The sequence below is a fragment of the Streptomyces netropsis genome, from assembly GCF_014203545.1.
GTDB classification, from domain to species: domain Bacteria; phylum Actinomycetota; class Actinomycetes; order Streptomycetales; family Streptomycetaceae; genus Streptomyces; species Streptomyces netropsis.
In genome coordinates this window covers 34,285-46,044 of record NZ_JACHJG010000025.1, presented here as the reverse complement: position 1 = coordinate 46,044, position 11,760 = coordinate 34,285, and the positions used below count along the sequence as shown (strand labels likewise).

The following is an 11,760-nucleotide window of genomic DNA, read 5'->3' as shown; positions in this document are numbered from 1 at the left end:
CGCGCCGGAGAATCCGGCAGCGTCGTCACCCTCGTCCTGCCCAACCAACGCCGCGACATGACCCGCCTCATGGCCGACGCCGGCATCACCCCGCACATCGCCCAGGTCCGCTCCGGTGAGGCCGAGCTGAGCCGCATCACCGGTGCCCAGGCACCCTCGGGCGTCCCCGTCACCATCTCCGCGCCGGCGGCCGAACGCCCCAAGCGCGGCTCCTCGGCGCGCGGCCAGCGCAGCCGACCGGCCCAGGCGCGCCGCTCCGCCGCCTCCGCCTCCGCGCGGGAACGGTCCGGCGGCGCCGCCCAGCGCCGCACCCCGCCCCGTAACGCCGCCTGATCCCCCCGGTCCGCATCCGCTACCGGTCTTCCCTCCCACCCTGTTGAGGCACTATGCGCTGCGTCATCGCCCGCTTCCCCTTCGACCTGGTCAAGAGTGAGGTCGAGCATTCGATGAAGGGCGTCAAGCCCGAACCCGTCACGGGCCCGTCCGTGACCATCGGCCGCCGCACCTACCCCGTCAAGCAGGTGGGGGAAGTGATCACCAGGCAGGACCGGCGCGACTTCACCGCGGGCGAGGTGACCCGGGCGCTGACCCGTCTGGGCTTCACCTGCCACGACGTCCCCGCGCCGGCGCCCGCCGTCGCCCCGACCCCGTTCGAGACGGCGTCGGCCCTGCTCGGAGCGCCGCCGGCGCTCTGACGGCCGGACCGTCGCCGCCCCGCCCCGTGCCCCGGCCGCGCGGGGCCGGCGGCGAGCAGTTCACCCCGGCGGGCCACTGGGCCGGGCGCACGGGCACGGCAGGTACTGCACTTCCGGCGGCCGGCACAGCAGCGTGCCCATCACCTCCGCCGCCCTGCGGGCGCAGGGGGAGGCGAGGTACGCGGCCCGCCCCTCCTCGCTCGTCCACCGCTCGACCAGCGCCATCACCTCGGGGCGGTTCGGGTCGGCGTACACGTCGTAACCGAGACAGCCGGGCTCGTCGAGCGCGGGCTCGATGAGGGCTTCGAGTTCGGTGCGCAGCCCGTCCTCCCGGCCCCGTCGTGCCTCGAACCTGGAGATGACGGTCAGGGACACCGCGCACTCACCGGGTGGCGAAGGTGGCGGTGTCGATGACGAAGCGGTAGCGCACGTCTCCCGCGGCCAGCCGCTCGTACGCCTCGTTGATCTGATCCACGGCGATCGTCTCGATCTCGGAGCCGATGCCGTGCGCGGCGCAGAAGTCGAGCATCTCCTGCGTCTCGGCGATGCCGCCGATCATCGATCCGGCCAGGGTCTTGTTGCCGACGATCAGCGAGAACATCCCCACGGGAGTGGGCTCGCCGGGTGCGCCCACGTTGGCGAGGGTGCCGTTGGTCCGGAGCAGGCCGAGGTACGCGTCGAGGTCGATGGTGGCCGACACCGTGTTGACGATGAGGTCGAAGGAGCCGGCCAGCTTGGTGAAGGTCTCCGGGTCGCTCGTGGCGTGGAAGTGGTCGGCGCCCAGGCGCAGCCCGTCCTCCTGCTTGCGCAGGGACTGGCTGAGGACGGTGACCTCGGCGCCCAGGGCGTGCGCGATCTTGACGCCGATGTGGCCGAGGCCGCCCATGCCGACGACGGCGACCTTCTTGCCGGGGCCGGCGTTCCAGCGCCGCAGCGGGGAGTACAGCGTGATGCCGGCGCACAGCAGCGGTGCGGCCTCGTCGAGGGCGATGCCCTCGGGGATGCGCAGGGTGTAGTTCTCGTCGACGACGATGTGGGTGGAGTAGCCGCCGTAGGTCGCCGAACCGTCCGGGGCGGAGGGGTAGGTGGCGGTCATGCCGCTCGCGCAGAACTGCTCGTCACCGGCGAGGCAGTTCTCGCACGTGCGGCAGGAGTCGACGAAGCAGCCGACGCCCACCCGGTCGCCGAGGACGTACTTCGTCACGCCGGAGCCGACGGCCGTGACGACGCCCGCGATCTCGTGGCCCGGCACCATCGGGAACAGCGCCTGGCCCCAGTCCTCGGCGACCTGGTGGAGGTCGGAGTGGCAGATGCCCGCGTACTTGATCTCGATGAGGACGTCGTGCTCGCCGACCGGGCGGCGCGGCACGGTGGTGCGCTCCAGCGGTGCCTTCGGGGCGGGGGCGGCGTAGGCGGCGACCTGGGTGACGGAAGTGCTCATGATCCTGCTGTCTCCTTGCGGTTCCTCTGTGTTGACCTCCATGTTTCCGCCGACGGCGGGAGCTGCCCAGGGTCCGGCCCAGCCCGGGTGACGCCCAGCCTGGGTCTGTCGGAACCCCCTTGCGTCCCTAGGATCGACGGCATGGATCAGAGAGCCGAACTGGGCACATTCCTCCGGTCGCGCCGCGCGCGCATCAAGCCGGAGGACACGGGGCTGACGCTGTACGGCGAGCGCCGACGCGTCCCCGGGCTGCGCCGGGAGGAGCTGGCCCAGCTGGCCGGGGTGAGCGTGGACTACTACACGCGCTTCGAGCAGGGCCGGGCCGACAACGTCTCGAACGAGATCGTCGACGCGGTCGCCACGGCGCTGCGGCTCGGCGCGGACGAACGGACCCATCTGCACCACCTCGTACGGGCCGTGCCGGTGGGCGCGCGCGGGCCGGTGCCGGCTCCGCCGCCGCAGGAGGTGCGCCCCGGGGTGCGCCGGCTCCTCGAGACGATGTCGGACACCCCTGCCTGCGTCATCGGTCGCGGCAGCGAGTTCCTCGCCTGGAACCCGCTGTACGCCGCCCTCGTCACGGACCCGGCGGCGCTCCCGCCCGAGCGGCGCAACAAGTTGTGGCTGTTCTTCTGCGACGACGAGGTGCGCCACCGGTTCACGGACCCGCGGCGCAAGGCGGAGTGCCTGGCGGCCAACTTCCGGATGGACATGGGCCGTCACCCCGGCGATCCGCGCTACGCGGCGCTGGTGGAGAGGCTCTCGGCCGCCAGTGAGGAGTTCCGCGACGTCTGGGCCGATCAGGACGTCAGCACCAAGCGGCACGGGAGTCTCGGTCTGCGCCACCCGGCGGTCGGCGAGTTCACGCTGTCGTACGAGGCGTTGCGCCTGACCGATCCGGACCAGCTCCTGATCACGTACACGGCCGAGAAGGGCTCGGCGTCGGAGGCGGCGCTGGGCGTCCTCGCCGAGCAGGTCCGCGCGGCGGGCGGTGGCAGCGCGACTCCGGAGTCCCGGTCGGCCCAGGCGGGCCGCTGAACGCACGACGAACCAGGAGGGCCCCGGCCGGTTCCACCGGCCGGGGCCCTCATCCGTCCTCACAAACGTCACGCGGGCACTCTGGCGTCACGTCTCCCTCAGCTCTACCTTGACCAACGGTGGGGTACCCCCATCGAACGGCTTGCCATCTCCTCGTCCGATGACTTCAGACAAGAGGTGAGTCTTGTTCCTCCGCCGCAGACGCGTCCGTCGGTCACGTCGGTTACGCAGCCTGAGCGTTCTCGCCCTGCTCCTCGGTGTCCTGGCCGCCGTAGCCGCAGGACCCGCACGGGCGGTACCCGACACCGGCCCCCGGCCGCGACCGCCCCTCGTCCAGCCGATCGACCCGCAGCGCTGGCGCAACCCCGACGACATGACCTGGGCCGAATACCGCGCGGTCCCCGGCACCGACTGGGCCGACCCCGACGTCAAGCCCACGAAGCGCACGTTCAAAGGCGCCCTGGTGCTCCTGGACTACCCCGATGAGGAGTTCTCGGTCAGCAGACCGCCCGGGTCCGGCATCTTCGGCAACCCGCTGCCCGGCGCCTCCGGCATCCCCCGCGCGCAAGTGCCCAAGTTCTACCAGGACTTCCTGAACAAGCCCGGCACGCTCAACCACGGTCACACCATCAACGAGTACTGGATGGAGGACTCCGGCGGGCGCGTCGGCGTCGACCTCACCGCCTTCGGCGTCTACCGGATGCCGTGGAAATCCTACCAGTACGGCATCGAGCCCGGGATGAACCCCGGCGCCTGCCCGGTCGGGGACACCTGCGGCAAGGACATCCGCGTCGACGGCAAGCGCGCGTGGACCGCCGACGTGGGCGCCGACAGGGTCGACGACTTCGACTTCGTCTTCTACCTCACCGCCGGGGTCGACGAGTCCTCCGCCTGGCAGGAGTTCGGCCAGATGAAGTTCGCGTCCCCGCAGGACGTGCCGGCCGCCTGGGGGCCGCCGTCCCCCATCCCCGGCGGCGGGAACGCGGCCAGGACCCGCTACGTGCCGTGGACGTCCTGGCAGGCGGCCGCCCGCATCTGGCCCAACGCGGCGAACGGCTCGTCCACCCAGGCCGAGAGCTCCGGCATGGCCACGTTCGCCCATGAACTCAGCCACATCCTGGGCATCGGGGACAACTACAACAACCCCTACGGCACGCCTTTGAGCCGTGCCTACACCGGCATCTGGGGCATGCTCTCCCGAGGCTCGTTCAACGGCCCCGGCGGCCCGCACACCCGCTGGCGGATCCCCGCCGCCGCCGGTGGATCGATGGGTGCCCAGCACGTACTGCGCGACAAGCTCAAACTCGGCATCGTCGACGAGAAGAACGTCCTGCGGCTCGACCGCGACGCCCTGAAGAACTCCGGCCTCGTCGTCGCCCGCGTCACCGCGCGCTCCGCGCCGCCCGGCGAGAAGGGGCTCACCGGCGTCAACATCACCATGGGCCGCGACCTCTCCCCGGCCTGCGACCGGGCCACCGACCCGCTGTGCGACGGCGGCGGCTACGAGAACTACACGGTCGAAGTCGTCGACCGCATGGGCATGGACTCGTTCACGCCCGACAGCGGGGTGCTGCTGAGCAAGACCAAGAACGCGGACCGGGCCCCGTTCGTCTGGGCGGTCGACGCCCATCCCGAGGACATCGACCTGGTGGACTTCACACGCCCCGACGGCACCCCGCAGAAGATCACCATGGGCGACTACCGGCAGCTCAGCGACGCGCTCTTCCACGCGGGGGCCGACTCCGGCAGCAGTGACGAGTACGTCGACGAGGCCAACCGGCTGCACTTCTACATCCTCGACGTGCGGCGCGACGCCTCCGGAGTGCTCTCCTACGGCATCGGCGTCAAGTCCCTGGACGGCGCGGGACCGCAGGACCGCGGACTCGCGCTCGGACGGGGCACGGCGAAGGGCGAGCCCGCGAACGGCCGGGCCATGTGCACCTTCGACCTCGCCAACACCGGGCGCGCCGCCTCCGCCGACCCCCGGCTGTCCTCCGACGTCTACCGGCTGTCGGCCACGGCCTCCGGGCGCGGCTGGTCCGCCTGGCTCCCCAACCGGCTCACCGCCGCCGCGTCCGGAACCACGGTCCCCGTCGGCGTCGCCGTCACCGCGAAGCCGGGTGCCGAACGGAACGGCAAGGTCGTCCTCACCGCGCGCTCGGAGAGCGACCCGGGCAAGACGGCCACGGCCACCTGCACGCTGACGAAGTCGGGGAGGTGAGACGAGGCTCTGTCGTCCTCGGTCGCCGGACGGGCATACAGCCCGTCCGGCACTTGAGGACCGGAGCCCCGGTGACGGGAAGGGGCGGGTAGGGGATTGGGCCACCCGCCCTGCGCCCTAGGCCCGCTGCCCGAAGTGCACGGTCTTCGCGGTCAGCAGGAACAGGTCCGCGCGCCGGTCGACACCCCCCGGGTCGGCCGGGTCGAGCAGCCGGTCCAGCGTCGCCAGGTCCTCGGCGTCCAAGAGCCCGTCGAGCACCTTGCGGTGCCGCTCCAGCGTGCTCCGCACCGCCCGCCGCGGCCCTTCGGCCAGGGGCGCGGGATGGTCCACGAGGAACGTCCGGCTGCGGACCCCGGTGAGGCCCGCGGCCCGCAGCATGCCGGGCCAGTCCTCGACCACCGCCACCGATCCGGGCAGCTCGTCGCGCATCCGGTTGTAGCGTTCCGCCATCGCCGCGTCCAGCCGGACCTGCAGGCCGGGACGGCCGAAGCCCAGGTCACGCGGCAGTTGGCGGGCGGGCAGGCCGCCCTCGACGATGGCCAGCACCCCGCCGGGCTCGAGGAGCCCGGCCAGCCGGTCCAGCGCGCCCTGCTGGTCACCGACGTGATGCACGACCTGCCCCGACCACACCAGGTCCGCCGTGCCCACGTCGGCGAGCCCCTCCGGGAACTCGGCCACCTGCGTCCGCAGCCGGACGCCGAGCCGCTCGGCCCGCTCCCCGGCGCGGGCCAGCAGCTCCGGCGACCCGTCCACCGCGGTGACCTCCGCCTGCGGGAACCGTGCGGCCAGCCGGCAGGCCGCGACCCCCGGGCCGCTGCCGATGTCCAGGATCCGCCGTGGCGTGAGGTGCCCCAGCTCCTCGAAGGCCTGGCGTACGTAGGGGCTGTGGGTCTCGCCCTCGAGTTCCAGCAGATCGGCCATCGCGGCCCAGTCGAAGTCCTTGTCGCTCATCGCGCGTACTCCCTCAGCTCTTCCTCGATCACGTCGACCACTTCTGGCGCCGACCCTGCGCCCCGCGTCGCGCGATTGACAAACCTTGTTGCCATTCCTGCAATAGGGGAATGGAAGACGTGCTCGCCGCCGTTGGAGCGCGGCTCAAACACATCCGCCGACAGCGCAACTGCACCCTCGCGGCGCTGTCGCAGACCACCGGCATCTCCGTCAGCACGCTGTCGCGGCTGGAGTCCGGGCTGCGGAAGCCGAGCCTGGAGCTGCTGCTGCCGATCGCGCACGCCCACCAGGTGCCCCTGGACGAGCTGGTCGGCGCCCCGCCCGTCGGCGACCCGCGCGTGAGGCTGAAGCCGATCCGGCGCGGCGACTCGACGGTGGTGCCGCTGACCCGGCAGCCCGGCGGGCTCCAGGCGTTCAAGATGGTCATCGCCGCCGCCCGCAGCACGCCCGAGCCGCGCACGCACGAGGGGTACGAATGGCTCTACGTGCTCAGCGGGAAGCTGCGGCTGGTGCTCGCCGACCACGACACCGTGCTCACGGCGGGGGAGGTCGCGGAGTTCGACACCCGGCTGCCGCACTGGTTCGGGAGCACCGGGGAGGCGCCGGTGGAGGTCATCAGCCTGTTCGGACCGCAGGGCGAACGGATGCACGTCCGCGCGAAGCCGCACGGCGCGTAACGCCAGGTCCGCGCCGCTCCGGGCGCCCGGTCGCGCGAGTTGGGGCGTCCGGGGGATACGGCCGCCGTGCCGCGCCCCGCCGGTGATCGCGAGCAATACCCTCAAAGCGCCCATTTCGGGCCCTCGCGCATCCTCACACCACCGGTGGAGTCCGTATGTCACCAGCCGCCACGCGACGCCGGAGCCGACGGCGCGTCCTCAGCACCCTGGGCCTCCTGTTGGCCGGCAGCCTCACCGCGACCGGCCTCGCCCGGGCGACGCCCGCCCCGTCGGGGAAGGACCACGACCTCGACCCCCGCATCTCCTCCATCATGGACAAGCCCTCGTACCGGCACGCCCGGTGGGGGTTGTTCCAGCAGGACCCGGAGAGCGGCGAGGTGACGCACTCCCGCAACGCCGACCAGTTCTTCATCCCCGGCTCCGCGGCCAAACTCTTCAGCGTCAGTGGCACCTGGCGCACCCTCGGAGGCGGTCACCGCTTCGTCACACCGGTGCACGCCGTCGGCAAACGCCGGGGGGCGACCCTCAAGGGCGATCTGGACCTGGTCGCCCAGGGCGATCTGACCCTCGGCGGCCGAACACGCGCGAACGGCACCGTCGCCTACACCGACATCGACCACACCTACGCCAACGACGTTCCCGGAGCGACCCTCACCCCGCAGAACCCGCTGGCCGGCATCAACCGGCTGGCCCGGCAGGTGCGCGCCTCGGGCATCCGGCACGTCGACGGCGACGTGGTCGTCGACCCCCGGCTGTTCCACCGCGACACCACGCTGGAGCCGACGCCCACGCCGCTGATCATCAATGACAACGTCATCGATCTGCTGACCACGCCGGGCCGCCACGCCGGTCAGGCGGCCCGTCTCGACTGGCGTCCGAAGGTCGCGCCCTACCGCGTGACGTCCACCGTCAAGACGGTGGCGGCGGGTAAACCCACCGACATCAAGGTGACGACCTCCGCCGACGGCACCCGCATCCGGCTGTCCGGCACCATCGCCGCCCGTTCCGCCCCGGTCCTGCGGGTGTCGGACGTCAAGGACCCGAACGCCTTCGGCCGCACCGCCCTGATCCAGGCACTGGAACGGGCCGGGGTCGACGTCCGCGCGAAGACCGTGGCCCCCAACCCGACGGGCAAGCTGCCGCACTCCTACCGGGGCGCACCCAAGGTGGCCCGGTACACCTCACCGCCCTACGCGCAGTACGCGAAGCTCATCTTCAAGGTCAGCCACAACCTCGGGGCGAACCTCGGGATCTGCCTGATGGCCGTCCACGCGGGAAGCACCGACTGCCAGGACGGATTCCCCGTCCTCGCGAAGTTCCTGAAGCGCGCGCACGTGGACCGCAAGGCGGTGCAGCTGGCCGACGGCCGGGGCGGGAACCCCAACGACCGCGCCACGCCCCGCGCCCTCACACAGATCCTGACGTACTGGCAGCACACGTCCGAGGCACGGCGCTTCCGCGAGGCGCTGCCCGTCCTGGGCGTCGACGGATCCCTCGCGGACAACTGCCGGCACTGCCCCGCCCGGGGCAAGGTCTTCGCCAAGCCGGGCACCTTCGCGGGCGCCGACGCGCTGAACAACCGCCTGGCCGTGGGCGGGGACACCCTTGCCGGGTATCTGGAGACGCGCGAGGGGCACTACGACGTGTTCTTCGTCGGCGTGAACGGCGCCTCGGCGCGCGACATCCAGGGCCTCCTGGGCATCCTGAACGACATGGCCGACATCGCCGCGTACCTCCAACGGAACGCGGCCTGGCGGCGCTGAGCCGCCCGGTGGCCGGGCGGTTCGGCGCCGCCCGGCTACCGCGCCACGAACTGCGTCAGGATGGCCTGCACCTCGTAGATGTCGACACCCTTGGTGAAGGTCTTCTGGATCGGGGTGGGGCTGCCGGAAAGCCAGATCTTGAGCTCGGCGTCGAGATCGAAGTGACCGGCGGTCTCCACCGCGAAGTGCGTGATGCTCCGGTAGGGAATGGAGTGGTACTCCACCTTCTTGCCGGTGATCCCCTGCTTGTCGACGAGGACGAGCCGACGGTCGGTGAAGAGCATGGTGTCGCGAATCAGCAGGTAGGCGGCGTGCACCTGCTCGCCGTGCCCCAGCAGCCGCGCGTACTCCTGCTGCGCCGACACCGGATCGACGGTGTGCGCGTTCCCGAACAGACCCATGTCGGCCCCCCGTTTATCGAACTCGACTGTCTCAACACTGTATAGGGCGCTTTGGCACGGGCGATTCCCGTGCCGGAGCGTGCTGCCCGGCAGCGGTGTTCAGGGCGCCACGGACACCTCGGCGCACTCGGCGGTGGCGCCGGACGCGACCGCCCGGCTGCCGCCCGCCCGGGACCGCAGCCCGAAGGCGCCGACGAGCGCGGCCAGCAGGGCCGCGGCGAGCGGGACGACGAGCGCGGCGTGGTAGCCGTCGAGCAGGGCCGCGGGCGCGTCCGAGCCGGTGGCGGCGACGTTCACCGCGGTGACGGCGGAGAGGCCGAGCGCCGCGCCGAACTGGAAGGAGGTGTAGAGCAGACCGCCGGCCAGCCCCTGTTCCTCCTCCTTGACGCCGTCGGTCGCCACGATGGTCAGCGGCCCGTACGCCAGCGCGAAGGCCAGCCCGAGGACGATCAGGCTCGGGAACATCGCCGGGTACGTCCAGTCGGCGCCGACCGGCAGGAACAGCGCGTACGACAGCGCCGCCAGCAGCAGCCCGCCGAAGATCACCCGGGCGTTGCCGAACCGGTTGACCAGCTTGGGCGTGAGGGTGGGCGACAGGACCGCGTCGATGCCGATGACGATCATCGCGAAGCTCGTTCGAAGCGTCGACCAGCCGCGCAGCTCCCGCAGATACAGCACCACCAGGAACTGGAAGCCGAAGAACCCGGCGGCGAAGAGCAGCCCGATGAGGTTGGCGCGGACCAGGGAGCCGGAGCGGAAGAGGCCGAGGCGTACGAGCGGTGAGGACGAGCGCCGTTCGACGGCGACGAAGGCGGCCAGGGAGACCAGGCCCGCACCGAGCGTGCCGAGGGTCCAGCCGACACCGGTGTGGGCGGCCCGCTCGACGCCGAGGACGAGCAGCACGACGGCGGCCGTGACGGTGGCCCCGCCCAGCAGGTCGACGCCCTGCCCGGTCCGCTCGGGGCGCGGCGACTTCGGTACGAGCACGAGCGCGGTGACGAGGATCAGGAAGGACAGCGCGACCGGTGCGAAGAAGACCCACCGCCAGCCGACGGAGGTGAGCAGCCCGCCGACGACCAGGCCGATCGAGAAGCCGCCCGCCGCGGTGCCGGAGTAGATGAACAGGGCCCTGTTGCGCTGCGGCCCCTCCTCGAAGCTCGTGGTGATGATGGACAGCCCCGCCGGGGTCATGAAGGCGGCGGATACCCCGGTGACGAACCGGGCGACGATCAGCATCCAGCCCTCGGTGGCGAGCCCGCCGAGCCCGGAGAACAGCAGGAAGACGGTGAGCCAGAGGACGAACATCCGGCGGCGGCCGAAGAGGTCCGCCGCCCGGCCGCCCAGCAGCATGAAGCCGCCGTAGCCGAGGACGTAGGCGCTCATGACCCACTGGAGCTCGCCGGTGGACATGCCGAGATCGGCACGGATGGACGGCAGGGCCACATTGAGCATGGCCACATCGATGCCCTCCAGGAAGATGGCGCCGCACAGGACGAACAGCACGCCCCAGCTGCGCGGGCTCAGCGCACTCATCTGAATTCCTCGGTGGTGGTGTGGGGAAGCGGTCGGTTCCACCACCCTCGGCCAGGCACCACGGGGGAACAACGGCGAAGATCGCAACGTTCGTTCAGCCGGGCTTACCGATCCGTAGGCCAAAGGGGGCGGCCGTGGAACGCGATGAACTCGAGTGCTTTCTGCTCCTCGCCGAGGAGCTGCACTTCGGCCGCACGGCCGACCGGATGCGGCTGTCCCGGGCCAGGGTGAGCCAGCTCGTCCAGCGCCTGGAACGCCGCGTCGGTGCCCCGCTGTTCGCCCGCACGAGCCGCCGCGTGGCCCTCACCGCCCTCGGCCGGCAACTGCGCGACGACCTCGAACCGCACCACCGCGCGATCGGGGCCGCCGTCGCCCGCGCCACGGCGACCGCGCGCGGCATCGACGGGGTGCTGCACGTCGGCTTCTCCACCCCGCCGGCCGGGGAGATCGTGCTGAAGGCGGCGGAGGCGCTGCACACCAGCCACCCCGGGCTGGCCGTGGAGATCTGCGAAGTGCCGCTGTCGGACCCGTACGGACAGCTGCGCAAGGGCGAGTTCGACGTGCAGCTCACCGAGTTCCCGGTGCGCGAGCACGACCTGGGGGAGGGGCCCGCCCTGCTCACGGAGGAGCGCGTGCTCGCGATCGCCGCGGGCCACCCGCTGTCCGCGCGGGCGGCGGTGTCGCTGGAGGACCTGTCCGCCGTGCCGCTGCTGACCGTCGACGGCGAAGTCCCGGACTACTGGCTGGAACAGCATGCCCCGACGCACACGCCCGGCGGCCGGCCGATCGCCCGCGGCCCGGCCGTCACCAACATGCAGGAAGCGCTCACGCTCGTCGCGGGCGGCAAGGGCGCCCTGCTGTCGGCGGCCCACACCGCCACGTACCACGCCCGGCCCGGCGTCGCCTACGTCCCGTTCGCGGACGCCGAGCCCATCGGCTACGGCCTGGTCTGGCGGGCCGCGGACAACACGAGCGCGGTCCGGGCCTTCGCCCGGGCGGCGCTGAAGGCGGCGACGGGGGCGTAGCCCGGGGCCGGGCGCGGA

The 11,760-nt window shown here is 72.1% G+C and carries 11 protein-coding genes and 1 pseudogene; 7 read left to right on the top strand and 5 right to left on the bottom strand.

Annotated features, from left to right (window positions below; translation table 11 throughout):
* Together FHS38_RS33875 and FHS38_RS33870 are read left to right on the top strand one after the other, a co-directional pair.
* Window positions 1–333, top strand: a pseudogene (locus FHS38_RS33875) (DEAD/DEAH box helicase); the annotation flags it as partial.
* Between the two features lie 53 nt (window positions 334–386).
* The gene (locus FHS38_RS33870; RefSeq protein WP_184740284.1) at window positions 387–695 is read left to right on the top strand and encodes an SCO5918 family protein; all 309 of its coding nucleotides are present in this window, start codon (window positions 387–389) and stop codon (window positions 693–695) included.
* A gap of 60 nt (window positions 696–755) precedes the next feature.
* Here FHS38_RS33870 and FHS38_RS33865 read toward each other — a convergent pair whose 3' ends face one another.
* On the bottom strand, window positions 756–1,070 hold the full coding sequence (locus FHS38_RS33865) for a putative quinol monooxygenase (RefSeq protein WP_184740282.1): 315 nt from the start codon (window positions 1,068–1,070) through the stop codon (window positions 756–758).
* Window positions 1,071–1,077: 7 nt separating this feature from the next.
* Window positions 1,078–2,136 carry an NAD(P)-dependent alcohol dehydrogenase gene (locus tag FHS38_RS33860; RefSeq protein ID WP_184740280.1) on the bottom strand — a complete coding sequence of 353 codons (1,059 nt, stop codon included), beginning with the start codon at window positions 2,134–2,136 and terminating at the stop codon, window positions 1,078–1,080.
* Between the two features lie 141 nt (window positions 2,137–2,277).
* Between FHS38_RS33860 and FHS38_RS33855 the strand changes: the two genes are divergently transcribed.
* Both FHS38_RS33855 and FHS38_RS33850 read left to right on the top strand, forming a co-directional pair.
* On the top strand, window positions 2,278–3,171 hold the full coding sequence (locus FHS38_RS33855; RefSeq protein ID WP_184740278.1) for a helix-turn-helix transcriptional regulator: 894 nt from the start codon (window positions 2,278–2,280) through the stop codon (window positions 3,169–3,171).
* A 373-nt stretch (window positions 3,172–3,544) separates the two neighbouring features.
* A complete protein-coding gene (locus FHS38_RS33850; RefSeq protein WP_229822924.1) occupies window positions 3,545–5,392 on the top strand; it encodes a M6 family metalloprotease domain-containing protein in 1,848 nt (615 codons plus the stop codon).
* Window positions 5,393–5,509: 117 nt separating this feature from the next.
* On the opposite strand, the gene FHS38_RS33845 is transcribed toward FHS38_RS33850, so the two are convergent.
* Complete coding sequence (locus tag FHS38_RS33845) at window positions 5,510–6,343, bottom strand: class I SAM-dependent methyltransferase (RefSeq protein ID WP_184740274.1); 834 nt, start codon at window positions 6,341–6,343, stop codon at window positions 5,510–5,512.
* Between the two features lie 110 nt (window positions 6,344–6,453).
* Here FHS38_RS33845 and FHS38_RS33840 point away from each other — a divergent pair, with 110 nt between their 5' ends.
* Window positions 6,454–7,020 (top strand): helix-turn-helix domain-containing protein, encoded by a 567-nt coding sequence (locus FHS38_RS33840; protein ID WP_184740272.1) that lies wholly within the window; start codon window positions 6,454–6,456, stop codon window positions 7,018–7,020.
* Window positions 7,021–7,175: 155 nt separating this feature from the next.
* Window positions 7,176–8,783 (top strand): D-alanyl-D-alanine carboxypeptidase/D-alanyl-D-alanine endopeptidase, encoded by a 1,608-nt coding sequence (gene dacB, locus FHS38_RS33835; protein ID WP_184740270.1) that lies wholly within the window; start codon window positions 7,176–7,178, stop codon window positions 8,781–8,783.
* Window positions 8,784–8,818: 35 nt separating this feature from the next.
* Here the strand turns inward: dacB and FHS38_RS33830 are convergent, their stop codons facing one another.
* Complete coding sequence (locus tag FHS38_RS33830; RefSeq protein WP_184740268.1) at window positions 8,819–9,184, bottom strand: PH domain-containing protein; 366 nt, start codon at window positions 9,182–9,184, stop codon at window positions 8,819–8,821.
* A 99-nt stretch (window positions 9,185–9,283) separates the two neighbouring features.
* Complete coding sequence (locus tag FHS38_RS33825; RefSeq protein WP_184740266.1) at window positions 9,284–10,717, bottom strand: MFS transporter; 1,434 nt, start codon at window positions 10,715–10,717, stop codon at window positions 9,284–9,286.
* A gap of 134 nt (window positions 10,718–10,851) precedes the next feature.
* Here FHS38_RS33825 and FHS38_RS33820 point away from each other — a divergent pair, with 134 nt between their 5' ends.
* Complete coding sequence (locus FHS38_RS33820; RefSeq protein ID WP_184740264.1) at window positions 10,852–11,742, top strand: LysR family transcriptional regulator; 891 nt, start codon at window positions 10,852–10,854, stop codon at window positions 11,740–11,742.
* Window positions 11,743–11,760 lie beyond the last annotated feature (18 nt).

What these genes read in the sequence shown, in the direction of transcription:
- FHS38_RS33870 (WP_184740284.1), top strand. Translation starts at nt 387, where the DNA reads ATGCGCTGCGTCATCGCCCGCTTCCCCTTCGACCTGGTCAAGAGTGAG.
- FHS38_RS33860 (WP_184740280.1), bottom strand. Translation starts at nt 2,136, where the DNA reads ATGAGCACTTCCGTCACCCAGGTCGCCGCCTACGCCGCCCCCGCCCCG.
- FHS38_RS33855 (WP_184740278.1), top strand. Translation starts at nt 2,278, where the DNA reads ATGGATCAGAGAGCCGAACTGGGCACATTCCTCCGGTCGCGCCGCGCG.
- FHS38_RS33850 (WP_229822924.1), top strand. Translation starts at nt 3,545, where the DNA reads ATGACCTGGGCCGAATACCGCGCGGTCCCCGGCACCGACTGGGCCGAC.
- FHS38_RS33845 (WP_184740274.1), bottom strand. Translation starts at nt 6,343, where the DNA reads ATGAGCGACAAGGACTTCGACTGGGCCGCGATGGCCGATCTGCTGGAA.
- FHS38_RS33840 (WP_184740272.1), top strand. Translation starts at nt 6,454, where the DNA reads ATGGAAGACGTGCTCGCCGCCGTTGGAGCGCGGCTCAAACACATCCGC.
- dacB (WP_184740270.1), top strand. Translation starts at nt 7,176, where the DNA reads ATGTCACCAGCCGCCACGCGACGCCGGAGCCGACGGCGCGTCCTCAGC.
- FHS38_RS33830 (WP_184740268.1), bottom strand. Translation starts at nt 9,184, where the DNA reads ATGGGTCTGTTCGGGAACGCGCACACCGTCGATCCGGTGTCGGCGCAG.
- FHS38_RS33825 (WP_184740266.1), bottom strand. Translation starts at nt 10,717, where the DNA reads ATGAGTGCGCTGAGCCCGCGCAGCTGGGGCGTGCTGTTCGTCCTGTGC.